The 21,285-nt window shown below is 43.2% G+C and carries 25 protein-coding genes; 12 read left to right on the forward strand and 13 right to left on the reverse strand.

Features of this window, described 5'->3' with window-relative positions; all coding sequences use genetic code 11:
* The first annotated feature begins 44 nt into the window (after positions 1 to 44).
* From EO131_RS15875 to EO131_RS15895, 5 genes are read left to right on the forward strand one after another with little or no spacing between them, the layout of a single operon-like run.
* Positions 45 to 983, forward strand: a complete 939-nt coding sequence (locus EO131_RS15875) for an ABC transporter ATP-binding protein (protein ID WP_206512908.1) — start codon at positions 45 to 47, stop codon at positions 981 to 983.
* Complete coding sequence (locus EO131_RS15880) at positions 973 to 2,313, forward strand: ABC transporter permease (RefSeq protein ID WP_127024500.1); 1,341 nt, start codon at positions 973 to 975, stop codon at positions 2,311 to 2,313. Before EO131_RS15875 ends, EO131_RS15880 begins: the two co-directional genes overlap by 11 nt.
* 6 nt (positions 2,314 to 2,319) lie before the next feature.
* Positions 2,320 to 3,207, forward strand: a complete 888-nt coding sequence (locus EO131_RS15885) for a mechanosensitive ion channel family protein (protein ID WP_127024503.1) — start codon at positions 2,320 to 2,322, stop codon at positions 3,205 to 3,207.
* A 45-nt stretch (positions 3,208 to 3,252) separates the two neighbouring features.
* Positions 3,253 to 4,113 carry a DUF6268 family outer membrane beta-barrel protein gene (locus tag EO131_RS15890; RefSeq protein WP_241243878.1) on the forward strand — a complete coding sequence of 287 codons (861 nt, stop codon included), beginning with the start codon at positions 3,253 to 3,255 and terminating at the stop codon, positions 4,111 to 4,113.
* Between the two features lie 10 nt (positions 4,114 to 4,123).
* On the forward strand, positions 4,124 to 5,287 hold the full coding sequence (locus EO131_RS15895) for a sigma-54-dependent transcriptional regulator (protein WP_127024510.1): 1,164 nt from the start codon (positions 4,124 to 4,126) through the stop codon (positions 5,285 to 5,287).
* Between the two features lie 3 nt (positions 5,288 to 5,290).
* Here the strand turns inward: EO131_RS15895 and EO131_RS15900 are convergent, their stop codons facing one another.
* Positions 5,291 to 6,001: a hypothetical protein gene (locus EO131_RS15900; RefSeq protein WP_127024513.1), complete on the reverse strand. Its 711-nt coding sequence runs from the start codon at positions 5,999 to 6,001 to the stop codon at positions 5,291 to 5,293.
* 256 nt (positions 6,002 to 6,257) lie between these two features.
* On the opposite strand from EO131_RS15900, the gene EO131_RS15905 reads away from it, so the two are divergent.
* The 3 genes from EO131_RS15905 (at position 6,258) to EO131_RS15915 (ending at position 8,975) form a co-directional block, all read left to right on the forward strand.
* Positions 6,258 to 6,632: a hypothetical protein gene (locus tag EO131_RS15905; protein WP_127024516.1), complete on the forward strand. Its 375-nt coding sequence runs from the start codon at positions 6,258 to 6,260 to the stop codon at positions 6,630 to 6,632.
* A 64-nt stretch (positions 6,633 to 6,696) separates the two neighbouring features.
* Positions 6,697 to 7,581, forward strand: a complete 885-nt coding sequence (locus tag EO131_RS15910) for a PPK2 family polyphosphate kinase (RefSeq protein ID WP_127024519.1) — start codon at positions 6,697 to 6,699, stop codon at positions 7,579 to 7,581.
* The gene (locus EO131_RS15915) at positions 7,578 to 8,975 is read left to right on the forward strand and encodes a M20/M25/M40 family metallo-hydrolase (RefSeq protein ID WP_127024522.1); all 1,398 of its coding nucleotides are present in this window, start codon (positions 7,578 to 7,580) and stop codon (positions 8,973 to 8,975) included. The genes EO131_RS15910 and EO131_RS15915 overlap by 4 nt, the downstream gene beginning before the upstream one ends.
* A gap of 4 nt (positions 8,976 to 8,979) precedes the next feature.
* On the opposite strand, the gene EO131_RS15920 is transcribed toward EO131_RS15915, so the two are convergent.
* The 6 genes from EO131_RS15920 to EO131_RS15945 all read right to left on the reverse strand — a co-directional run bounded on the left by EO131_RS15920 (position 8,980) and on the right by EO131_RS15945 (position 12,954).
* Entirely contained in the window at positions 8,980 to 9,543 is a 564-nt protein-coding gene (locus EO131_RS15920; protein WP_127024525.1) for a PepSY-associated TM helix domain-containing protein, read from the reverse strand.
* A gap of 108 nt (positions 9,544 to 9,651) precedes the next feature.
* Positions 9,652 to 9,939: a hypothetical protein gene (locus EO131_RS15925; RefSeq protein WP_127024528.1), complete on the reverse strand. Its 288-nt coding sequence runs from the start codon at positions 9,937 to 9,939 to the stop codon at positions 9,652 to 9,654.
* A 112-nt stretch (positions 9,940 to 10,051) separates the two neighbouring features.
* Complete coding sequence (locus tag EO131_RS15930) at positions 10,052 to 10,477, reverse strand: VOC family protein (protein WP_127024530.1); 426 nt, start codon at positions 10,475 to 10,477, stop codon at positions 10,052 to 10,054.
* Positions 10,478 to 10,492: 15 nt separating this feature from the next.
* Positions 10,493 to 10,942 (reverse strand): PH domain-containing protein, encoded by a 450-nt coding sequence (locus tag EO131_RS15935; protein WP_127024533.1) that lies wholly within the window; start codon positions 10,940 to 10,942, stop codon positions 10,493 to 10,495.
* Positions 10,943 to 11,032: 90 nt separating this feature from the next.
* The gene (locus EO131_RS15940; protein WP_127024536.1) at positions 11,033 to 11,392 is read right to left on the reverse strand and encodes a DUF2200 domain-containing protein; all 360 of its coding nucleotides are present in this window, start codon (positions 11,390 to 11,392) and stop codon (positions 11,033 to 11,035) included.
* A gap of 35 nt (positions 11,393 to 11,427) precedes the next feature.
* Positions 11,428 to 12,954 (reverse strand): carbon-nitrogen hydrolase family protein, encoded by a 1,527-nt coding sequence (locus tag EO131_RS15945; RefSeq protein WP_127024539.1) that lies wholly within the window; start codon positions 12,952 to 12,954, stop codon positions 11,428 to 11,430.
* A gap of 290 nt (positions 12,955 to 13,244) precedes the next feature.
* On the opposite strand from EO131_RS15945, the gene EO131_RS15950 reads away from it, so the two are divergent.
* Positions 13,245 to 14,177, forward strand: a complete 933-nt coding sequence (locus tag EO131_RS15950) for a peptidylprolyl isomerase (RefSeq protein ID WP_127024542.1) — start codon at positions 13,245 to 13,247, stop codon at positions 14,175 to 14,177.
* Positions 14,178 to 14,610: 433 nt separating this feature from the next.
* Here EO131_RS15950 and EO131_RS15955 read toward each other — a convergent pair whose 3' ends face one another.
* Positions 14,611 to 14,805 carry a cold-shock protein gene (locus tag EO131_RS15955; protein WP_127024545.1) on the reverse strand — a complete coding sequence of 65 codons (195 nt, stop codon included), beginning with the start codon at positions 14,803 to 14,805 and terminating at the stop codon, positions 14,611 to 14,613.
* Between the two features lie 83 nt (positions 14,806 to 14,888).
* Entirely contained in the window at positions 14,889 to 15,527 is a 639-nt protein-coding gene (locus EO131_RS15960; RefSeq protein WP_127024548.1) for a peroxiredoxin, read from the reverse strand.
* A gap of 156 nt (positions 15,528 to 15,683) precedes the next feature.
* On the opposite strand from EO131_RS15960, the gene EO131_RS15965 reads away from it, so the two are divergent.
* Positions 15,684 to 16,226 carry a YfiT family bacillithiol transferase gene (locus tag EO131_RS15965; protein ID WP_127024550.1) on the forward strand — a complete coding sequence of 181 codons (543 nt, stop codon included), beginning with the start codon at positions 15,684 to 15,686 and terminating at the stop codon, positions 16,224 to 16,226.
* Here EO131_RS15965 and EO131_RS15970 read toward each other — a convergent pair whose 3' ends face one another.
* The 4 genes from EO131_RS15970 to EO131_RS15985 form a co-directional block, all read right to left on the reverse strand.
* Entirely contained in the window at positions 16,227 to 16,769 is a 543-nt protein-coding gene (locus tag EO131_RS15970) for a GNAT family N-acetyltransferase (RefSeq protein WP_127024553.1), read from the reverse strand. It lies immediately after the preceding gene.
* Positions 16,770 to 16,785: 16 nt separating this feature from the next.
* Positions 16,786 to 17,340, reverse strand: coding sequence for a thioredoxin family protein (locus EO131_RS15975; RefSeq protein ID WP_127024556.1), 555 nt, complete (start codon positions 17,338 to 17,340; stop codon positions 16,786 to 16,788).
* A gap of 81 nt (positions 17,341 to 17,421) precedes the next feature.
* Positions 17,422 to 17,793 (reverse strand): PUR family DNA/RNA-binding protein, encoded by a 372-nt coding sequence (locus EO131_RS15980; protein WP_127024559.1) that lies wholly within the window; start codon positions 17,791 to 17,793, stop codon positions 17,422 to 17,424.
* A 75-nt stretch (positions 17,794 to 17,868) separates the two neighbouring features.
* Positions 17,869 to 19,623: an ABC transporter ATP-binding protein gene (locus tag EO131_RS15985; RefSeq protein ID WP_127024562.1), complete on the reverse strand. Its 1,755-nt coding sequence runs from the start codon at positions 19,621 to 19,623 to the stop codon at positions 17,869 to 17,871.
* Positions 19,624 to 19,802: 179 nt separating this feature from the next.
* On the opposite strand from EO131_RS15985, the gene nusB reads away from it, so the two are divergent.
* Together nusB and EO131_RS15995 are read left to right on the forward strand one after the other, a co-directional pair.
* A complete protein-coding gene (gene nusB, locus EO131_RS15990) occupies positions 19,803 to 20,750 on the forward strand; it encodes a transcription antitermination factor NusB (RefSeq protein WP_127024565.1) in 948 nt (315 codons plus the stop codon).
* A 38-nt stretch (positions 20,751 to 20,788) separates the two neighbouring features.
* The gene (locus tag EO131_RS15995; RefSeq protein WP_127024568.1) at positions 20,789 to 21,283 is read left to right on the forward strand and encodes a DUF1573 domain-containing protein; all 495 of its coding nucleotides are present in this window, start codon (positions 20,789 to 20,791) and stop codon (positions 21,281 to 21,283) included.
* Positions 21,284 to 21,285: the final 2 nt, after the last annotated feature.

The following is a 21,285-nucleotide window of genomic DNA, read 5'->3' on the forward strand; positions in this document are numbered from 1 at the left end:
TCACTGGTAACTGTCAAATACATATCTTTGAAAAAATAGTTTACATGGATCATATCCTTGTTGCCAAAAATGTTTCCAAAACCTATGGGGACTACACTGCATTGAGCAACATTTCATTGGAAATCCCGAAAAATTGTATTTACGGTCTTTTGGGCCCGAACGGGGCAGGGAAGACCTCCTTTATACGCATCATCAACCAGATTACCCATCAAGATGCTGGGGAAATTTTGTTCAATGGCGAACCCTTGGGCCCGGAACATATTGCCCAAATCGGATATTTGCCCGAAGAGCGCGGACTGTACAAAAGCATGAAGGTAGGGGAGCAGGCCCTCTACTTGGCGCAATTGAAGGGGTTGCCCAAGCAAGTGGCCAAGGAACGCCTAAAATATTGGTTCGATAGGCTTAATATCGGTGACTGGTGGAACAAGAAAATCCAGGAACTTTCCAAAGGAATGGCGCAGAAGATACAATTCATCGTAACCGTACTGCACGAGCCCAAGTTGCTGATTTTCGACGAACCTTTCAGTGGATTCGATCCCATTAATGCCAACATCATCAAAGATGAAATTTTACAGTTGAAGGAAAAAGGGACCTCTATCATTTTTTCCACACACCGCATGGAATCGGTTGAAGAACTGTGTGAATACATTGCCCTGATCCATAAATCGGAAAAAATATTGGATGGAAAACTTTCCGATATCAAAAATGCCTACAAGAACAATATGTACAGTATTGGTATGCATGTGGATGGGGACATTCAACCACTAATTGCCCAACTGAATGAAGAAGCGGAAGTGATCACCTCCAATTTGGATATCAAGGACAATCAATGGGACCTAAAAGTTCAACTACCCTCCGAAGATACGGCTACCATCCTATCCAAGCTGACCAAAATGGGAAATGTGAACCGATTTGACGAGTTGGTGCCTTCGGCAAACGACATATTTATACAAACCGTAAACAACAAGGAAAATGGCAAGTAAGCTGGGACTCATCATTAAACGGGAGTATTTGGCCAAGGTGCGCAACCGGTCCTTTATTGTCATGACCATTCTGAGCCCTTTGTTGATTGTGGGTATGATCGTGCTGATCGCCTATTTGGCCAAGGTCAACGACGAGGACGTACGTGTGGTCACTGTTTTGAACGAAAGCGATTTTTTTCAGGAGGATTTTACACCAACCAAAAGCGTATCATTCGTAAACTTCCATAACCTGAACTTGGAACAGGCCAAGGATTCCACGAATGCCTTGGAATATTATGGTTTGTTGTACCTGCCTAAAGGAGCAAGTTTGGAAGAAGTGGCCCATCAAAGTTATCTGTTTACCAAGAACAACCCCAATACCACGGTGACCCAACAGCTGGAACGTATTTTTCAGCGGCAGTTGCGCCAAGATCGATTAAAAAGACTGGGCGTATCGTCGGAACAGTTTTCCAGTGTGGAAGAGCCATTCGAGATCAATCTTTCCACCTTTGAAGGCGAAAGGAGCATGAAGGGCATCAACGAACTTAAGGCCTTTATCGGTGGTGGGTTTGGCTATGCGATCATGATGTTCATTATCATTTATGGTGGTTTTGTTATGCGCAGCGTTATTGAGGAGAAGACCAGCCGAATCATTGAGGTGATCATTTCTTCCGTTAAACCATTTCAATTGATGCTGGGCAAGATCATTGGTACCTCTCTGGCCGGATTGACCCAATTTGCCATTTGGATCGTTTCCGCTTCGGCCCTTTTGTTGTTGGTGGTGATGCTTTTCGGAGTGGATATTTCGGCCCTTTCCCAAGATCCAAATATGTCGGGAGCATCCATGCCAGGCATGTCGCAACTGGCACCCATGGATAGCGATATGATGTTGTATGCCAAGGAAATTCTGGACATTCCATGGGGGTTGATGATCTTCTCGTTCTTGATCTATTTTGTACTGGGCTATTTAATTTATAGTTCCATTTATGCTGCCATTGGTGCCGCAGTGGACAATGAAACGGATACGCAGCAATTTATTTTTCCCATAATTTTGCCCTTGATGTTGGCCATTTACGTGGGCTTTTTCTCGGTTTTCAGCAATCCCCATGGACCCATTGCCGTCGGGTTTTCACTGTTTCCGTTGACCTCGCCCATTGTTATGCTGATGCGATTGCCGGGTGGAATTGGAGAAGGTGCAGTACCTTTATGGCAGTTTTTGTTGTCCATATTCCTATTGATCGTTACCTTTTTAGGGATTGTAACGCTGGCGGCAAAAGTGTATAGGGTCGGTATCTTGATGTATGGCAAAAAACCGACCTACAAAGAATTGGTAAAATGGTTGAGATATTAAGTTAAGATGCAGGAAGGCACCGAAGACATCAAAGAGATCATCAAGGAAGATATCTGGGGCTCCATTAAGAATTTTTTGGATATCGGTTTCCATATTGGTGAAGGTGACAAAACCATCAATCTAACGTTGGGGTTGTTACTGTTATTGACCGTGGCATTGATTGGTACCAAATTCTTGTTGAAATGGTTGCGCCACATCATCACCCGAAAAATGGAGCAGGAAGACAAGCAAAAATTTACCAGTGTCTTCAAGTTCAGCAATTATGTGGTGTATTTGGTTGCCGTGCTGATCACCTTGAGTGCGGCAGGGGTAGATATCACCTTGGTCATCACCGCTTCCGCGGCATTATTTGTGGGGTTGGGCCTTGCCTTGCAAGAATTGTTCAAGGATGTTTTGGGTGGAATTTTCATCATTATTGACAAATCGTTGCAAGTGGGCGATGTGGTTGAGGTGGATGGTAAAGTCGGTAAGGTGTTCGAGATCAAATTGCGTACCACCCGTGCCATCACCCGAGATGATAAGGTGTTGATCTTGCCCAATCACAAGTTCATCAGCGATATTGTGTACAACTACACCCAAAACCATAAAACCACTCGGGAAAAAGTGGATGTCGGGGTAGCTTATGGTAGCGATGTGGAATTGGTGACCAAAATATTGATGCAGATAACCACGGAACAAAAAAATATATTGAAGAATCCAAAACCGTTTGTACTTTTTGAAGATTTTGGAGATTCCGCACTCTTGTTTTCCATCAATTTTTTTACCAATGACAGTTTCAGGGACCCAAGGATCAAAAGTGAGCTCCGATATAAAATAAATGCCAAGTTCAAGGAGAACAATATTACCATTCCGTTCCCTCAGCGCGACGTACATATTATTCAGCCAAAACCGTAGAAAGCAATAAAAACCTCGACACACCATATTGCAATTTGGAAACCCTTGGTTTTCATTGTAATTCTCTTTGGCCAAGTGGGATGGGCACAGAGCACGGATATTTTTCGAATAGAATACCTGAACATTCCAGAGAATGATACCGGGATAATGACCCAACGTTATAAGGGACTGTTCAACCTGCCCATCAAATTGAACGAAAAAAAGGATTACCTCATTACGGGTCTGGAATATAACCGGTTCGATATGGGCTATTCGCGAAATCTCCCCTTCGATAAGAGTGAACTGATCCGGTTTCATATCATTGATTTGAATGTGGGACTATTGACCAAATGGAACGAAAATTGGAACTTGGTCGGTATTTTGACGCCCCGGTTGGCATCCAATTTTATCAGTGGTGGCGTGGCCACCGAAGATTTTTTCATGAATGCCACGGTAACCTTTTGGAAAGAGCGCATGGATGCGGATAGACCTTTTCGGTTGGTACTGGGGTTGACCTATAATAGTACAACAGGTCTTCCGGTACCTTTGCCCTTGATCAACTACTACCGAAGGTTTCACCCCGATTGGTCGTTTACCTTAGGCATACCGAGAACGGACCTGAGACGATACTTTGGCAAAAAGCATTTTGTGGAATTGGCACTGTTCTTGGATGGATATTTCATAAATCTCCAAAATGATATCCCCATGATGAATGGTGAATTGGCCTCAAAAATATCGTTGACATCTTTGTATGGCGCTTTTGGGTATCAGTACAATGTGTCCAAAAAAATGGCCTTTTTTGCCATGGTGGGACGGTCCATTGTACAGGAAGGAAAGTTGAGGAACAACGACCAGGGAGATGTTTTTTTATTGAATGACGAGTCAAATCTTTATATTCGGACTGGGTTCAAAATTGGAATATTTTAAATAAGGTACTATGTCAAAAATTTTGGTAATTGAAGATGAGTCGGCCATTAGAAGGGTCTTGGTAAAGATATTAAGTGAAGAAAGCGATACCTATAATGTGCAGGAGGCCGAAGATGGTTTGGCTGGCATGGAAGTGATTAAAAAAGAAGATTTTGATCTGGTTCTTTGTGATATTAAAATGCCCAAGATGGACGGTGTGGAAGTTTTGGAGGCCGCCAAAAAAATCAAACCTGAGATTCCGTTTATCATGATTTCCGGTCACGGAGACCTTGACACGGCCGTAAACACCATGCGCATGGGCGCTTTCGATTACATCTCCAAACCGCCGGATTTGAACCGTTTGTTGACCACGGTCCGAAATGCCTTGGACAAAAAGGAACTGGTAGTGGAAAACAAGATTTTGAAGAAAAAAGTCTCCAAAAACTATGAAATGGTCGGTGAAAGTGAGGAGATCGGGACGATAAAGGAAATGATTGAAAAGGTGGCCCCGACCGATGCCAGGGTGTTGATCACAGGGTCTAACGGAACCGGAAAGGAGCTTGTGGCCCATTGGTTGCACGAAAAAAGTCCAAGATCATCAGAGCCCTTTATTGAGGTGAACTGTGCCGCCATTCCTTCCGAGTTGATCGAAAGTGAATTGTTCGGCCATGTAAAGGGGGCATTTACCTCTGCGGTAAAAGATAGGGCCGGTAAGTTTGAAGCGGCCAATAAGGGAACCATCTTTTTGGATGAAATTGGCGATATGAGTCTTTCTGCACAGGCCAAGGTGCTTCGTGCCCTGCAGGAAAACAAAATTTCAAGGGTTGGATCTGATAAGGACATCAAAGTGGATGTGCGCGTGTTGGCGGCCACGAACAAGGACCTGAAAAAAGAGATTGAAGATGGAAAATTCAGGGAAGATTTGTACCACCGTTTGGCGGTGATACTCATTAAAGTTCCGGCGTTGAACGACAGACGCGACGATATTCCGTTGTTAATCGACCATTTTTCCAAAAAAATTGCGGAAGAGCAGGGTACCGCCCAAAAGAATTTCTCGAAAAAAGCCATCGATATGCTCAAGAGCTACGATTGGACCGGAAACATACGTGAGCTTCGCAACGTGGTGGAACGATTGATCATTCTGGGCGGAAAGGAAGTCTCCGAAGAGGATGTAAAACTGTTTGCCAGCAAATAGAGTCTAGGGATTACAATCGCCCAACTTTTCCAGGGCTTCTTGGGACAATAGTTTAACCCGATTGTGATACTCTTTTTTGTGGGGCGATAGGCCGGTGTTCAATAAAATGAGCCGGGATTCTTCGTGAATATTGGTGATGAACCGTCGCGCATCCTCGCAATCGACCTCATTGATTGCTTTTTCCAACGAAGATTCAAAACCCAATAGGCAACTGTGTACCTGCCTTTTTACCTCTTTTTCATTGGTTTGGAACATTGTAGCGGGATCCGAAAGGGATTCCTTGGTATTGAGCACCAGTACCTCATTGCCAAAGTCGTTGGCATTTTCCTGTTCAAACACTGCAAGTACTTTCATGCCGATCATGGTACTTTCCAGGGCACGGTGCAATTCAATTTTGGATGCCTCCAAAGTTTCGGCCCGGGTTGCCGATTTTAATTCGATCAATGCAGATTCCAAACTTTCAATAGTGCCCTCGCAACCGCAATCCTCAAAGTTTTTCCGGGTTTTTTCAATGCCATTTAACGCTTTGTAGGCATGGTACTTTGCCATTTTAAGGTCTTGGGCCACTACGGCCGACTCAATTTTACTTTTGATGTACTCCAGATTGGAGCTGGCATACGCACAGGCATTGTAGGTCGAAAAAGAAGCCATCAACCATAGGCCGAGCACGCCTAAGATGAAGACTATGAACAAGATAATCTTTCTGTTTTTCATAACGCTTAACGATTTGGGACAACGCGTCAATCATTTTCAACTAAGTTACTTGTAAGGTATTTTGTACAGGAAATTATTCGATAAAACGATCAGCAAACGCTATAAGTCGTTCAAAATACCGATGAAAAACACTTTTTGGGAATGGAAGGAATGCGCAAAAACATGTATATTCAAGCCTATGGGGAAGAGTCTCGAATTCTTAAGAGTTTGAGAGTCGATTTTAATAAAGAAATGAAAATGTAAGTTCAAATAAACGATGAAAATATTCGGGAAAGCTAAAAACAATATTGATTCTAAAAAGGAATTCTTTTTAAAAATTGAAAGAAAACTATTGGATTTGGCCAATGGCAAAGTTCCCTATCAAACTATAAATGAATTATGCGAGCATCTGACCGAGATACTCTATGATTCCTACAAGCATGCTAGAAAGAAATATCCCAAGTCAAAACTTAGATATTCAAAATTAAGGATTGAAGACTTGAATAATCCATATTACCAATACCTAATTTTTGATTTTCTAAGGAATAAAAATGATACGTTATTTGTGCCCTACACTAGGCAATTATTAAACTTGACTGAAAAAGAATTTAATGAATTTAGAGTTCGAAAAAATCAATTCGAAAGTATGTAGAAGCATTTTATGAATCTATTCTTTTTAAAATTCCTATCTTAAAATACTAAAGTTCAAACAACCAATGCAAAACTTAAACGCGGATAACTATCGAGTGAAGCAGTCCGTTGCCCTTTCAACGGTGGATACCTATGATGACCTCGGCGCTTCAGAAAAACAACTGAAAAAACAGCTAAAGAAAATCCGAAAGGACCTGGGCGAGTTTCAGGACACCATGTATGCCCATGCCAAATATGGGGTGCTGGTCTGTTTGCAAGGTATGGATACGGCAGGAAAGGACAGCCTTATTCGGGAGGTGTTCAAGGATTTCAACGTGCGGGGTGTGGTGGTCCACAGTTTTAAGGTGCCCTCAACCTTGGAACGCAAGCACGATTATTTATGGCGCCATTATATCGCCTTGCCGGAACGGGGTAAGTTTTCGGTGTTCAATCGCACCCATTATGAAAATGTATTGGTGACCAAAGTGCATCCCGAATACATTTTGGGCGAAAATTTACCCAGGGTCGAATCCGTGGCGGACATCAACGAGGATTTTTGGGCCAAACGCTACCAGCAGATCAATGAGTTCGAGGAACATGTGGCCCAAAATGGCATCATCATTTTCAAGTTTTTCCTGCATTTATCCAAAGAAGAACAGCGCAACCGCCTGTTACGTCGCATTGAGTTGAAACAAAAGAACTGGAAATTCTCTCCTGGTGATTTGGAAGAAAGACAACTATGGGGCAAATACCAAGCCTGTTATGAAGAAGCTTTGGCAAAGACTTCCAAGGACCATGCCCCTTGGTTTGTGATTCCAGCCGACAATAAGGAGGCGGCCCGGGTGATTGTGGCCTCGATCATGTTGGAAGCGTTAAAAAAGTACAAAGATATTGAGGAGCCAGAGTTGGATGATGAAATAAAAGCTAACTTAGAAATCTTTAAACAAGAACTGGAAAAAGAATCCAAATGAGACTAACCCTATTATTGGCCTTTTTATTGGTCAGTACCCCATTTTTTTCACAATCCGAAGACGAAAAGCAATTAAAGGCCATTTACGATAAGGCCCTCACCGACGGTAAAGCCTACGATTGGCTCAATTACCTATCTAACCAAATCGGCGGTCGACTTTCAGGTTCGGTGCAGGCACAGGAAGCTGTTGAATATACCAAGGCCCAATTGGAATCCTTGGGATTGGACCGTGTTTGGCTGCAACCGGTCATGGTGCCCAAATGGGTAAGGGGCATTCCCGAATTTGCCTATTTTGAGACCAAACCTGGATTGACCACCAACGTGCCGATATGTGCCCTTGGAGGATCTGTGGCCACGCCCGATGGCGGATTAAAGGCCAATGTGGTGGAAATCCAGGGCATTGAAGATTTGGAAAAACTTGGCAGGGCCAAGATTGAAGGGAAAATCGTGTTCTACAACCGACCGATGGACCCTACATTGATCAATACATTTGCTTCCTATTCCGGTTGTGTGGACCAACGCTACTCCGGCGCAGCGGAAGCTGCCAAATTTGGAGCAAAAGGGGTGATAGTACGTTCCATGAACCTCCGATTGGACGATTATCCACATACGGGATCCATGGGTTATGGGGATACTCCCGTAAATCAACGCATTCCAGCCGCGGCCATAAGCACCAAAGGAGCGGAATTGTTGAGCACTACCCTAAAATTGAATCCAGATACCAAGTTTTATTTTAAACAGAGCTGTAAACAATACGAAGATGTGCAATCCTACAATGTGATCGGGGAGATCACGGGAAGCACCTATCCCAATGAAGTGATGGTCGTTGGCGGCCATTTGGATTCTTGGGACTTGGGGGATGGCTCGCACGATGATGGTGCCGGTTGTGTCCAGAGCATGGATGTGCTTCGGTTGCTGAAGGAAACAGGCTATCGTCCAAAACGAACCTTACGGGTAGTCTTGTTCATGAACGAAGAAAATGGCATGCGGGGCGGCAATAAGTACGCCGAAGTGGCCAAAAACAATAACGAAACCCATGTGTTCGCACTCGAAAGTGACTCGGGCGGATTTACGCCACGCGGATTTTCCATCGATGCCTCGGATGAAAACATTGCCCAAATTCAAGGATGGCGAGACCTGTTTGAACCCTATTTGATCCACATGTTTTACAAAGGCGGCAGTGGGGCCGATATTGGCCCGCTTAAGGAAGAAGGCATGGTGTTGGTGGGCTTACGACCCGATACCCAGCGCTATTTTGATCATCACCATGCCGAAAACGATACCTTCGAACACGTGAACAAACGCGAACTGGAACTTGGTGCTGCCACCATGGCCAGTTTGGTCTATCTGATTGACAAATACGGAACGGTTCCGGTTAAAAAAATAAAGGGGTAGGGTCCTAGCTTTTCCCTGCTTTGCGCATGCGCTTTGGGCCGTACCATAACCAAAAACCGGTAATGGTGAACACCAACAGCGCAATGCCCATAACATTGGTATAGATCAATTTAATATAGCCACCTGTACCCAAGTATCGGTCCAGAATGGAACCGTCGTGCACATGTTCAAAAAAATCGGAATGCCGTTGGCCAATGGACAACACGGAACCGGTTGCCCCATCCAATTGCACCTCATAAAAGTGGTCCACAAAAACAAACTTCACCGAACCTTTTTCCTTACGGACATCGATACGGTCAAGTTCCAAGGAATAATCCGATGAGACTTTATCATGCAGGGTGTAGCAAGCAATGGTATGCAAACTGTCAAGGGGCAACCATTCCTTTAAATCGGCAGTGGTGCCTTTTTGGGTTTTGGGCAAAATAACACCGTTGGAATTCTTTTTCCAGCCCAAAATCAGTCCCGTAACCGAAACAAAAAAGAAAAAAATGAACAATAAAGCTCCTGTGGTACGATGGATTTTCCTGAAAATACGTAGTGTTTTGGCCTGTTGTTTTCGTTTGCCCATTTCGATGGATTAAAAACCCTAAAGATCATCAAAAATTAGGAGATGCCAAAGTGGAACCAACTTGGTTGCACTGCGGACTTTGATTTGGATTTTTAGGTGGTCAATGGTTTAACTTCCGGCAATCGGGGAACCAAACAAACCGACTGCGATTTCTACCCAAATGAGAAGGAATAGCAAAGCTATGGCTGCAATCAAAAGGAATCTACGATTTACCGATTTTGTTTTTCTGATGACAAAGTCAATGGCAAATCCGGTAATGGTCAACATGCCACCGGCGACCACAAAGTCAAAAACGGACCAGTGTACCTCATTGGAAATTTGCATGCCAATGAAGGGAATCAACAATAAAAGGGCAATAATGGAAAGAATGATCAATGGTCGTCTAAGGGTCAACATGAGTGCTATGATTTCTACCTCTAAAATAGGTAATATTCAGTGCTTTAAAAAGATTTGCAGATAAGTTTAACAAACCGGAGGTTGATTTATTCGGTTTTCTCAATGGTGGCGATCAACCCCTGTAAAACGAATCCGCATCGACCATTAAGGTGGTCAGTTCCACCACATGCCCATCCGGATCTTTGGTATAAATGGATTGGAAATAATGGTGGTCTTGGATGTTGTACTCTAACCCAAGTGCATGGTATCGATTTTTTGCCTTTTCAAAATTTTCGTTCGTAACGTTAAAGGCAAAGTGGTCGATTTTTACGTTTCGGGAGTCCCTATCCAACTTGGGATGGTCCAAATGGGCAGGGAATAAGGCAATCCCGCTCTTGCCCACAAACATAAAAATGGGAAAATCGCCCCATTCGGGCAGCTGATATTTCTTTAGGCCAAGCACCTTTTGGTACCAAGCAATCGACGCTTCCATATCGGCAACCCGTATGGCCACATGGTCCAAAAATGCTATTGAGAATTCTGTTTCACGTTGCTCCATGAGTTTTTTTGTTCGTTATTCGCTAATGATGATATCAGGTTTCAGTTCCAAAATTTTGGCAATAAAAGCTTCATTGGTCTGCGGGCTGATATAAATTTCATTGAACTTATCGAACTTTAGGATCAACCCTTTCCTCGAGGTGGCGGGTCGAAATCCGACCCATAACGTTCTGCCCTTTACGATTTCCCGAATTCTTTCCAGGGCAATGGACCCCTTAATTGGGCCACATTGGTAGAAAAGCCTTTCCGATGACAGCTCGTACTTGGTGCCAAAAAACATCCAAAACAAGAGGATGACAACCCCCAGGACCAAGGGGACCACCCAATACAAATGGGTATTGGCATTGCCCTTGGATATCCCATAACCAACAATGACGAGGATAAAGATATTTGTCCCAAAGATGGCCAAGGTAAAGAGAAGATCCTTGCGACTTGAAAAATTAGTTTGTCCATTGAGATCGTTCAAAGTGTGCAAATTTTATAAAGGTTGAAGCATTGATTCTTTTGTATCAAATCTTAAGGCCAGTGATAATGGAAAAGATATCCAACATTCGCCTTACCTTAAAATTTTTTCCATTTTCCTGCCTTTGGCCAGTTCATCCACCAACTTATCGAGGTAGCGAACTTTTTGGGTCAATGGGTTTTCAATGTCCTCAATGCGATACCCGCAGATGACCCCTTTGATCAATTCAGCATGCGGATGCAACGAAGCTTCCTCAAAAAAGCGTTCAAAAGTGGCTTTTTCGTTGATGAGCTCCTGAATTTTTTGGTCGTCAAAACCGGTAAGCCAGGTAATCACTTGATGCAATTCTTCCTTGGTCCGGTTCTTCTTTTCCACCTTGGTCAGGTAATGGGGGTATACCGATCCAAAAATCATTTTTGCTATGCGTTCGTCTTGTTTGGAGGATGGGTTCATTGGACGTTGTAGTTAGCGGATTATACTAGGTAAACCTATCTTTTTTTCAGTTCGAAAATATCTTTTCTACGGTCACGAAGGTTGCGCACGCTACCAAACTGGTGCAGTTCCCTCAACAGGTCGATGTCCACATCGGCAATCAAGATCATTTCCGTGTTCGGAGTGGCCTCGGCTTTTATGCCATTGGTCGGGAATGCGAAATCGCAAGGGGTGAACACCATGGATTGTGCAAATTGGATGTCCATGTTATGCACATTCGGCAAATTGCCCACACTACCGGCAATGGCCACATAGCATTCGTTTTCAATGGCCCGGGCCTGGGCACAGTTACGTACCCTTGAATAACCGTTTTGGGTATCCGTTAAAAACGGAACAAATAATATGTCCATGCCTTCATCGGCGAGCAATCGGCTCAATTCAGGAAATTCCGAATCGTAACAGATCAAGACACCAATCTTACCGCAATCGGTGTCAAATACCTTAAGTTCCTGGCCTCCCTGCATGCCCCAAACCTTGGCTTCGTCGGGGGTAACATGCAGTTTTTCATAGCGTTCGATAGTACCGTTCCTTTTGCACAGAAAGCCCACGTTGTACAGTTTGCCATCCCTAATTTGGGGCATACTCCCCGCTATGATGTTGATGTTGTAGGAAATGGAAAAATCGGAAAACCGTTGAACGATATCATCGGTGTGCTGGGCCAGTGCCCTAATGGCTTCGGCCTCACCCAAATGATTGTTTTGGGCCATCAGCGGCGCATTGAAAAATTCCGGGAAAAGGGCAAAGTCCGATCGGTAACCGGATACGGCATCGATAAAGTATTCGGCTTGCTGCAACAACGATTCAATGTCACGGTACGGTCGCATCTGCCACTGAATCAGTCCTAATCGAACCACTTTCTTTTTTATTGCCGCTTTTTTAGCCGGTTTTTCGTAAAAAATGTTGTCCCATTCCAACAAAACGGCAAATTCCTTGGATGCCACATCCCCTTCCAAGTATCCTTTAATGATTCTAACGGGATGGAAATCATTGGATATCTGAAAATTCAGTACAGGATCGTGGATTTCCTTTCGCCTAACTTTTTCGATGTACTCCTTTGGGGTCATTTGTTGGGAATATTTGTGGTAATTGGGAATTCGACCTCCAAATGCAATGCCCTTGAGGTTCATTTTTTCACAAAGTTCCTTTCGATAATCGTACAATCTTCTACCCAGCCGGAGACCCCTAAATTCGGGCTTAATGAATACATCGATCCCATATAGTACATCCCCATCGCTTTTATGGGATTCGAAGGTATAATCCGCCGTGATTTCCCGATAGGTGTGGTTGTCCTCAAATTGGTCGTGGTCGATTATGATGGAAAGGGCACATCCTGCAATTTGGTCATTGACTTTTATCACCACCTGGCCCTCTGGGAATTTTTCAAGTAAAGATTTTATGTGATGTTCTTTCCAATAGGCTTCGGGCATGGATGTATAGGCGGAAACCATTACATCTTTTAACTCCAAATAATCTTCGAATTGGAAATATTGCAATTCAATTTTGTCGATATCGCTTAGTTTCATCAAATAGGTTTTACCGTTGGGATTGATTAATTCTTAATTATTCTTATCCTTTAAATTTACGGTAATTTTAGATCAATCCATTGTTGGGCTTGTTGGGATGACCATGTAGTTCAATGTTGCCATGGTGTTATTAACGGAATACAAGCAGTTGATTTAACTATGGGGGATAGGTGCTTTGTTTGCCTTCAAATTCCAGTTACCTTAAGGTATTGCCCCATAAAACTCCTACCTTTGCATTTTTATAAAAATCAAACTTTCGAGAAATCGAATAACCGTTTAAACACAAAAACATGCAAGACGGAATCTACGCAAAGTTCAATACCCCAAAAGGGGAAATATTGGTAAAGCTGACCCATGATAAAACCCCGGGAACCGTGGGCAACTTTGTTGCCTTGGCAGAGGGCAATATGGAAAACAGCGCCAAACCACAGGGTAAACCTTATTACGATGGACTGAAGTTCCACAGGGTAATTGCCGATTTTATGATCCAAGGAGGGTGTCCTTTAGGTACGGGAACGGGTGATCCTGGGTACAAATTTGACGATGAGTTCCATCCCGAACTGCAACACAGTGGCCCCGGAGTACTTTCCATGGCCAATGCGGGTCCAGGTACCAATGGCAGCCAATTTTTCATTACCCATGTGGCAACCCCTTGGTTGGACAACAAACATACCGTGTTCGGTAATGTGGTGGAAGGCCAGGATGTTGTGGATGCCATTGCCCAAGGTGATACCATCGAAAGCTTGGAAATCATCAGGGTAGGGGACGATGCCAAAAACTGGAATGCCATAGAAGCCTTCCGCACCTTCGAAGGAGCTAGGGAGAAGCGCATTGCTGAGGCCAAGGCCATGGCAGAGGCGCAAATGGAAAAATTGGCCGCTGGGTTCGATAAGACCAATAGTGGACTTCGTTACAAAATCATCCAAAAGGGTAGTGGACCCAAAGCAGAGAAAGGAAAAACGGTTTCCGTGCATTACGAAGGTGCATTGGACAACGGACAAGTTTTCGATTCCTCCTACAAAAGAAACCAGCCCATAGATTTTACACTGGGTATCGGACAAGTGATCCCGGGTTGGGATGAAGGGATAGGTTTGTTACAAGTGGGAGATAAGGCCCGGTTTGTGATTCCTTCACATTTGGCCTACGGCAGTACTGGTGCCGGCGGGGTTATTCCACCAAATGCAACCCTGATCTTCGATGTGGAATTGATGGGTGTGAAATAAACAATAAATACTTCTTGAAATAAAAAAAGCTCCTAGAAATGGGAGCTTTTTTTATTTGGACCGGTTTACGCTGATCAAAAGGAGAAAAGCGTTCAAGGCCAATAAAACGATTAACGTGCCGAAAAAGGTATTCATGATAATGGTGTGTTTCTTGTATAACAATCCAACGGTAAAAAACCCTACCTATTGCCCAAATAATGGAAAATTCTCACTTTTTGGAATTGTTCACGCTCAAAACCAGCAATAGTGCATTAACAATCAACAAAAATGTAAGTAGGCCAAAAAAAGTATTCATGTATGTACGGTTAAACAGTTTTGGGGAACGTGTTTATAGCTTAGATTGTGATTTCGCAATTGGTTGCGTGGAGAAAAGAAAAAAATAAAAAGCCTGAGTAAAAACTCAGGCTTTCGTATAAAAAAGTGTGCTGTTTACTTAGTCTAGTACTTGTACATTAACCGCGTTCAATCCTTTTTTACCTTGCTGTAGTTCGAATTCTACAGCGTCACCTTCTCTAATTTCGTCGATTAAACCTGAAACGTGTACGAAGTGATCTGTGTTTGAACCATCTTCAGTGATAAAGCCGTAGCCTTTGGAATCATTGAAGAACTTTACTGTTCCTTTACTCATAATAAAAATTAAATAATTAAATAAGCCACAAAGGTACGGCTAATTTATTGGGAAACAGCATTTTTGATTAAAATAATCAAAAATTAAGCCGTAGGGTCCGGTGTCAACCGAAGATAAGGTTTGATTTCTTCCACCCCTTTTGCAAACATACCCTTGGCCTGTTCTGTTGGAATTGAAGGACTTACCACTACCTTTTCACCATGTTGCCAGTTGGCAGGGGTAGCTACTTTATGGTGTGCGGTCAATTGAAGGGAATCCACAACGCGCAACAATTCATAAAAGTTTCTACCAGTGGAAGCCGGGTAGGTAAGGATCAATTTAATCTTTTTATCCGGGCCGATGATAAATACGGAACGAACCGTAAGGGTGTCGTCGGCATTGGGATGAATCATATCATACAAGTCTGAAACCTTGCGGTCCTCATCGGCAATGATGGGGAAATTCACCGTGGTGTGCTGGGTTTCATTGATGTCCTTGATCCATTCCTTATGGGAAGCTGCGCCATCCACGCTCAAAGCCATCATTTTAACATTGCGTTTGTCAAATTCGTCTTTGAACTTGGCCGCTGTACCCAGTTCAGTGGTACATACCGGCGTAAAATCGGCAGGGTGTGAAAACAGAATGCCCCAACCGTCGCCCAAATAATCATAAAAATTAAGGGTGCCCTCGGAAGTGACCGCTGTAAAATCGGGGGCAGTATCGCCCAATCGTAGAGTTGCCATATATTTTGATTTTAGGATGAATAAACTATCCTACAAAAGTAATGGATTAAATGGGTTGTATGATTATTTTAGGTTAAAACTGTTTTAAAGTTTAGATTTCACTTATTGAATGGTATTAAATGGGTGCATTATTACCAAAACCATGTAATTTTGAATATGGAAAAAGATAACTTGGAACAATTACGGTATCCCATCGGAAAATTTGAAGTACCCAAAACCATCACCGATGCCCAATTGAAGGAATGGATCTCGGTACTTGAAGAGTTGCCCAAACGCTTGGAATTGATGGTGACCCCTCTCACGGCAACACAATTGGAGATCCCATATCGTCCGGGTGGATGGACCGTTCGTCAATTGGTGCACCATATTTCCGATAGCCACCATAACAGCTACATCCGGTTCAAATGGGCATTGACCGAGGATAATCCGGTCATAAAACCGTATGATGAAAAGGCGTGGGCCGATTTGTTCGATACCCGTATAGCACCCATTCAGCTTTCATTGGACCACCTAAAGGCCGTCCATGCCAAACTGGTCTATTTGTTGCGTGGCCTTTCCAGCGAACAATTGAAGCGCACATTTGTACATCCCGATGGCAATACCCTTTCTACCTTGGAAGATAATATTGGCAGGTATGCTTGGCACAGCAACCATCATTTTGCCCATATCGCCAATTTGATTCGTCGAGAAGGCTGGTAGTTACAAAGCTTTGGTCAAAATCCACATGGGTTTCTCTTCGGGCTTGGCATTCGGTAGCGTTACCTCGCTCTCCCTTTTAATGACATATCCGTTCTTTTGGTAGAAGAAGATGGGGTTTCCCCTTTGCATGGTATCCAACCAAATGTATTTTTTGCCGTTATCACGCGCAATATCTTCAATAAATTGAAGCACCTGTTTCCCATAGCCCTTTCCGGAATGCTCTTTTAGGAAGTAAATTTTTTCCGCTTTTAGGGCTTCTTCATCGGTCAATTCGTCTATACCACAATCCTTGACCAATTTAAGAATGCCCACGGTGGTATTTTCCTGATTGATCAAATAATTCAGGGCGTTGGAATTTGCGATTTCTTGCAAAACCACTTCTTTGGTCAAACCATGGTTGATGTAGGGCGATGGGTCTTCATTTTCCCAAAGGTGCAAGTAATGTTGACAATAGGAAGTAGTGCCCACCTGAAGATAGGTTTCCAGATTTTCAGGACTTACTGGTACCAAATCTATTTTTTGAACAGATAATGCGGTTGACATGGATGTGGGATTACGTTTATTTCCATTTTATGTTGCACCCCAAGCTTGGTTTTTGCTCTGGGTCGATTGCCGTTCCTGTCAAAAGCGCATCCATGGCCTTTCTGAGATCTTCGCCAGTTAAGGGGAGCCCGTTTCCGGGTCGTGAATTGTCCAATTGGCCACGGTAGACCAGTTTCAAATCGGCATCAAAAAGATAAAAATCGGGTGTACAGGCAGCATCATAGGCCTTGGCCACTCTCTGGGTTTCATCATAGAGGTATGGGAACGGGTATCCTTCTTCCTTTGCCTTTTCTTTCATCAAATGCGGTGCATCCTGGGGGTAATTTTCCACATCATTGCTGGAAATGGCGATAAAGCCGATTCCTTTGTCCTGGTATTCCCCTGCCAAACGCGTAATCTCTGGATTTACATGCACCACAAACGGGCAGTGGTTGCAGATAAACATGACCACGGTCCCTTTGTTACCTTTGATCTCCTTCAAAGACAGCTTGTTGTCGCTTATCGTGTCCAATAGTTCAAAATCGGGTGCCGTGGTGCCCAAAGGAAGCATGTTACTGGGGGTTCTTGCCATGGTGTTACTGCTTTTGTTCTATACAAAAATAAAAAACGGCCTGCTAACAAACAGGCCGTTTCAATTATTTTGGAACTTGGATTAAATGTCATCAAAATCCACATCGGTAAAGTTGCCCGTTGCGGATCCGTTTTCACTAAAACTGGTTTCTTCCTTTTTAAAATCTTTTTGATGCCGTTCAGAAATCACTTCTTGTCCTTTTTCGTCGATGATGTAATCCATCATTTCTTCCATTATTTCCTTAAAAGCGGTGAAATCTTCTTTATATAAATAGATTTTGTGCTTTTTGTAATGGAAAGACCCATCATCATGGGTGAACTTTTTGCTTTCGGTTATGGTAAGGTAGTAATCACCGGCCTTCGTGCTTCTAACGTCAAAAAAATAGGTTCTTCTCCCTGCCCGTAAGACTTTAGAATAAATCTCTTCCTGGTCCATTAAATCTTTCTCTCCCATATGGTCTAGTGTATTTGGTATAATGTTGAATTACGCTACCAAAAATGTAAAAAAAATGCTAATTCAGCAACTTTTTTATGATTCTTTACCCGAGAGCTGGTTTAGATAAAGCTCTTTATAATAGCCTTCTATGTTGTTCAACTCTTCGTGGGTGCCCTCTTGAATGATGCGCCCCCTGTCCAAAACAATGATCCTGTCCGCATTTTTGGCGGAGGATACCCTGTGGCTTACGATCAAGGTGGTCTTGCTTTCCGATACTTTTTTTAGATTGTTCAATATTTCTTCTTCGGTTTCGGTATCAACGGCGGAAAGGCAATCATCGAACAAATAGATCTTGGGGTCCTTTAATAGGGCACGGGCAATGGAAACCCGCTGTTTTTGCCCTCCACTAAGCGTTATTCCCCGTTCGCCAAGGATGGTATCGTATTTTTTGGCAAAGCCTTCAATATTTTTGTGTACCACCGCTTTTTTGGCTACGGCCACAATGTCTTCAAATGTGGCATTTTCGTTGCCAAAACGGATATTGTTCTCAATTGTGTCCGAAAAGAGGAACGCATCTTGGGGTACAGCCCCTATCGCTTGACGTAGGCTATCAAGGTTCAGTTGTTGCACGGGAACGCCATCAACCAAAACTTGGCCCGAAGTGGTATCGTATAAGCGTGCCACAAGATCCAGAATGGTGGATTTTCCCGCCCCCGTTTTTCCCAAAATGGCTACGGTTTCCCCGGCATTTACCTTGAACGAAACGTTATTAAGGGCAGTGATATTGGTGTCCTCGTAGGTGAAAGTCACATTCTTGAACTCGATATCGCCGGTAATGGGTGTTGGTTTGGTAACCACATTTTGAATGGACGGTTCCTCTTGTAAAAACTCATTGATCCGTTTCTGGGAGGCTTCCGCCCTTTGTATGATGGAAGTTAACCAACCCACAATGGCCACGGGCCACGTAAGCATGTTCACATAAAGGATAAACTCGGCAATAATGCCCACGGATTCGATATCTCCATTGATGTATTGGCGTCCTCCGATGTAGATTACAAAAATGTTACTGATTCCGATCAATAGGATCATTAAAGGGAAAAACCAAGCATTTACCTTGGCCAAGGCCATACTGGTATCCTTTCCTTCATTGGAAAGGTCACGAAGTTCGGCATTGATCCGTGGTTCTATGCTATACGCTTTGATCACCGATATCCCCGAAAAGGATTCTTGGGTGAACGTAGACAATGTGGACAAAAATTCCTGGACTTTGGTACTGCGCTTATGGATCACCTTGCTGATTTGATAAATCAACACCGATAAAATGGGCAAGGGCAATAGGGTATAGGCTGCCAATGTGGGTGCCTTAATAAACATAAGGGGAATCAAACAAACAAAGAGGGTCAAGGTCTGAATACCGTACATAATGGCTGGACCACCGTACATCCGAACTTGACTGACATCCTCGCTGATACGGTTCATCAGGTCGCCAATGCGGTTTTTCTTATAAAAATTGAGACTCAGCAATTGGTAATGATCGAAAACCTCATTTTTAAGATCGTATTCAATGTAGCGGGATACGTTGATGATGGTCTGCCGCATCAAAAAAGTGAAAACTCCCGATAAAATGGCCGTTCCCACAATAATGAGGATGTATTGCAGCAGCATATCCTTGGCCTCGGTCAACGAAATGGCTTTGGACATAAACGACTCGATAGCTTGTATCGATTTGTTTACATAAGAAGGCATAACCAACGAGAAAATGCGCGCTACTATGGTGATCAAAATACCGACAAGCAATTTTAACCAGTATTTTTTGAAGTATTTGTTCAGGTGTTTGAGTTCCTTCATAAAAGGGAAAGGTGGTTTTTGACGGTCCTTTTTTGGTGGACAATCCAGCAAATATATACCATTGCCCACAAAGTAAATGTTATAAAACTGATAAGAAAGCAACTTTGGTGGGCAAGATTGAAATATAAGATTATTTTTGCGGAGTGAAAGCCAATCAACGACTTTAAAAGTTCTTTAAAATGCTTACCAGAAGGCATATCAGAGTAAAGGTGATGCAATGCATTTATGCATTGGTCCAGTCCAAGGACGATTCCTTGGCCAAACAGGAGAAATTCCTAAGAGTAAGTATGGAAAACATGTATGTGCTGTACTTGCTGATGTTGAGCCTTTTGGTGGAACTCCACAAAATGGCCGTAATGCATGTGGGGCATGCTTCCAAAAAATACTTGGCCACGGCCGATGACAACTTTCCCGACCGTGAAAAATTCATCAAAAACCGTTTGTTGCTCCAAATAGCCAACAACGAATCCCTGAACAATGAACTTGCCAAAAGGAAATTGAACCAGTGGTACCTTAATGAGGAATATATCAAAATCATTTATAAGGCCGTTGTGGCCAGCGATGTGTACCAAGCGTACATGAACAATGGCAAGGATAGCTATGAGGATGATCGGGATGTGGTACTGCACTTGTTCCGTGAAATTATAGCCCCGAATGAAAAACTGTATGAATTCTTTGAGGACGAAAAGTTGACCTGGGTTGATGATCTCCCCATTGTGAACACCTATTTGGTGAAACGTTTGAAGAAGGCCAACGAAAATTCTGGGGAGCGATTTTTCCTCCCAGCATTGTTAAAGGATCAAGCAGATATGGATTACGCCAATGAACTGTTGACCAAAACTTTGCTCAACGACGCCAAATGGGAAAAGGAAATTGAAGGAAAGACCCCAAACTGGGACAATGACCGAATTGCTGAAATCGATTCCATTATCCTTAAAATGGCCATTTGTGAATTGTTAAACTTCCCTTCCATTCCCGAAAAGGTTACCCTAAACGAGTATCTTGAGATTGCGAAGGAGTACTCTACCCCCAAAAGTAGTATTTTCATCAATGGGGTTTTGGACAAGCTTGCCAAGGAGTATAAATCCACGGGAAGGCTGCAAAAAATCGGAAGGGGACTTCAATAAACATTTTTGTATTATTTTTGGAAAAACAAATTTTTATCATGAAAAGAATACCAACATTTTTTAGTTTGATCTTGGCCGTTGCTCTTGTTGGAGTGTCATGTAAGGACAAAGCCTCGAACAAAATAGTTGCGGACAATGTAGAAAGTGCCACCGTTAGGGATGAAGCACAAAAAATGGTACCCGTAATGACTTTCGAAAAAGTAGAGCACGACTTCGGAACCATCGAAAGGGGAACTCCTCAGGAAACTGTATTTAAATTTACGAATACCGGCAATGCACCTTTATTGATTACCAGTGCAAAAAGTAGCTGTGGTTGTACGGTTCCAAACCCACCAAAAGATCCGATTGCTCCAGGAGAGACGGGCGAGTTGTTGGTGAAATTCAATGGTTCTGGACAAAACCAAGTGACCAAGACCATTACGGTAACGGCCAATACAGCGAAGGGATCGGAGATATTGAGGATCAAGGCATTTGTGAACTCACCTGATGGAGCACAGGCCGCCCTGCCATCAATCCCACTTAAAAAGTCATAATA

It is taken from the genome of Flagellimonas beolgyonensis (assembly GCF_003992615.1).
Taxonomy (GTDB): Bacteria; Bacteroidota; Bacteroidia; order Flavobacteriales; family Flavobacteriaceae; genus Flagellimonas; species Flagellimonas beolgyonensis.

What these genes read in the sequence shown, in the direction of transcription:
- EO131_RS15905 (WP_127024516.1), top strand. Translation starts at nt 6,258, where the DNA reads ATGAAAATATTCGGGAAAGCTAAAAACAATATTGATTCTAAAAAGGAA.
- EO131_RS15900 (WP_127024513.1), bottom strand. Translation starts at nt 6,001, where the DNA reads ATGAAAAACAGAAAGATTATCTTGTTCATAGTCTTCATCTTAGGCGTG.
- EO131_RS15955 (WP_127024545.1), bottom strand. Translation starts at nt 14,805, where the DNA reads ATGAGTAAAGGAACAGTAAAGTTCTTCAATGATTCCAAAGGCTACGGC.
- EO131_RS15940 (WP_127024536.1), bottom strand. Translation starts at nt 11,392, where the DNA reads ATGAACCCATCCTCCAAACAAGACGAACGCATAGCAAAAATGATTTTT.
- EO131_RS15975 (WP_127024556.1), bottom strand. Translation starts at nt 17,340, where the DNA reads ATGGCAAGAACCCCCAGTAACATGCTTCCTTTGGGCACCACGGCACCC.
- EO131_RS15875 (WP_206512908.1), top strand. Translation starts at nt 45, where the DNA reads ATGGATCATATCCTTGTTGCCAAAAATGTTTCCAAAACCTATGGGGAC.
- EO131_RS15930 (WP_127024530.1), bottom strand. Translation starts at nt 10,477, where the DNA reads ATGGAGCAACGTGAAACAGAATTCTCAATAGCATTTTTGGACCATGTG.
- EO131_RS15980 (WP_127024559.1), bottom strand. Translation starts at nt 17,793, where the DNA reads ATGGGAGAGAAAGATTTAATGGACCAGGAAGAGATTTATTCTAAAGTC.
- EO131_RS15880 (WP_127024500.1), top strand. Translation starts at nt 973, where the DNA reads ATGGCAAGTAAGCTGGGACTCATCATTAAACGGGAGTATTTGGCCAAG.
- EO131_RS15985 (WP_127024562.1), bottom strand. Translation starts at nt 19,623, where the DNA reads ATGAAGGAACTCAAACACCTGAACAAATACTTCAAAAAATACTGGTTA.
- nusB (WP_127024565.1), top strand. Translation starts at nt 19,803, where the DNA reads ATGCTTACCAGAAGGCATATCAGAGTAAAGGTGATGCAATGCATTTAT.
- EO131_RS15960 (WP_127024548.1), bottom strand. Translation starts at nt 15,527, where the DNA reads ATGGCAACTCTACGATTGGGCGATACTGCCCCCGATTTTACAGCGGTC.
- EO131_RS15950 (WP_127024542.1), top strand. Translation starts at nt 13,245, where the DNA reads ATGCAAGACGGAATCTACGCAAAGTTCAATACCCCAAAAGGGGAAATA.
- EO131_RS15915 (WP_127024522.1), top strand. Translation starts at nt 7,578, where the DNA reads ATGAGACTAACCCTATTATTGGCCTTTTTATTGGTCAGTACCCCATTT.
- EO131_RS15995 (WP_127024568.1), top strand. Translation starts at nt 20,789, where the DNA reads ATGAAAAGAATACCAACATTTTTTAGTTTGATCTTGGCCGTTGCTCTT.
- EO131_RS15945 (WP_127024539.1), bottom strand. Translation starts at nt 12,954, where the DNA reads ATGAAACTAAGCGATATCGACAAAATTGAATTGCAATATTTCCAATTC.
- EO131_RS15895 (WP_127024510.1), top strand. Translation starts at nt 4,124, where the DNA reads ATGTCAAAAATTTTGGTAATTGAAGATGAGTCGGCCATTAGAAGGGTC.
- EO131_RS15925 (WP_127024528.1), bottom strand. Translation starts at nt 9,939, where the DNA reads ATGTTGACCCTTAGACGACCATTGATCATTCTTTCCATTATTGCCCTT.
- EO131_RS15910 (WP_127024519.1), top strand. Translation starts at nt 6,697, where the DNA reads ATGCAAAACTTAAACGCGGATAACTATCGAGTGAAGCAGTCCGTTGCC.
- EO131_RS15970 (WP_127024553.1), bottom strand. Translation starts at nt 16,769, where the DNA reads ATGTCAACCGCATTATCTGTTCAAAAAATAGATTTGGTACCAGTAAGT.
- EO131_RS15965 (WP_127024550.1), top strand. Translation starts at nt 15,684, where the DNA reads ATGGAAAAAGATAACTTGGAACAATTACGGTATCCCATCGGAAAATTT.
- EO131_RS15885 (WP_127024503.1), top strand. Translation starts at nt 2,320, where the DNA reads ATGCAGGAAGGCACCGAAGACATCAAAGAGATCATCAAGGAAGATATC.
- EO131_RS15920 (WP_127024525.1), bottom strand. Translation starts at nt 9,543, where the DNA reads ATGGGCAAACGAAAACAACAGGCCAAAACACTACGTATTTTCAGGAAA.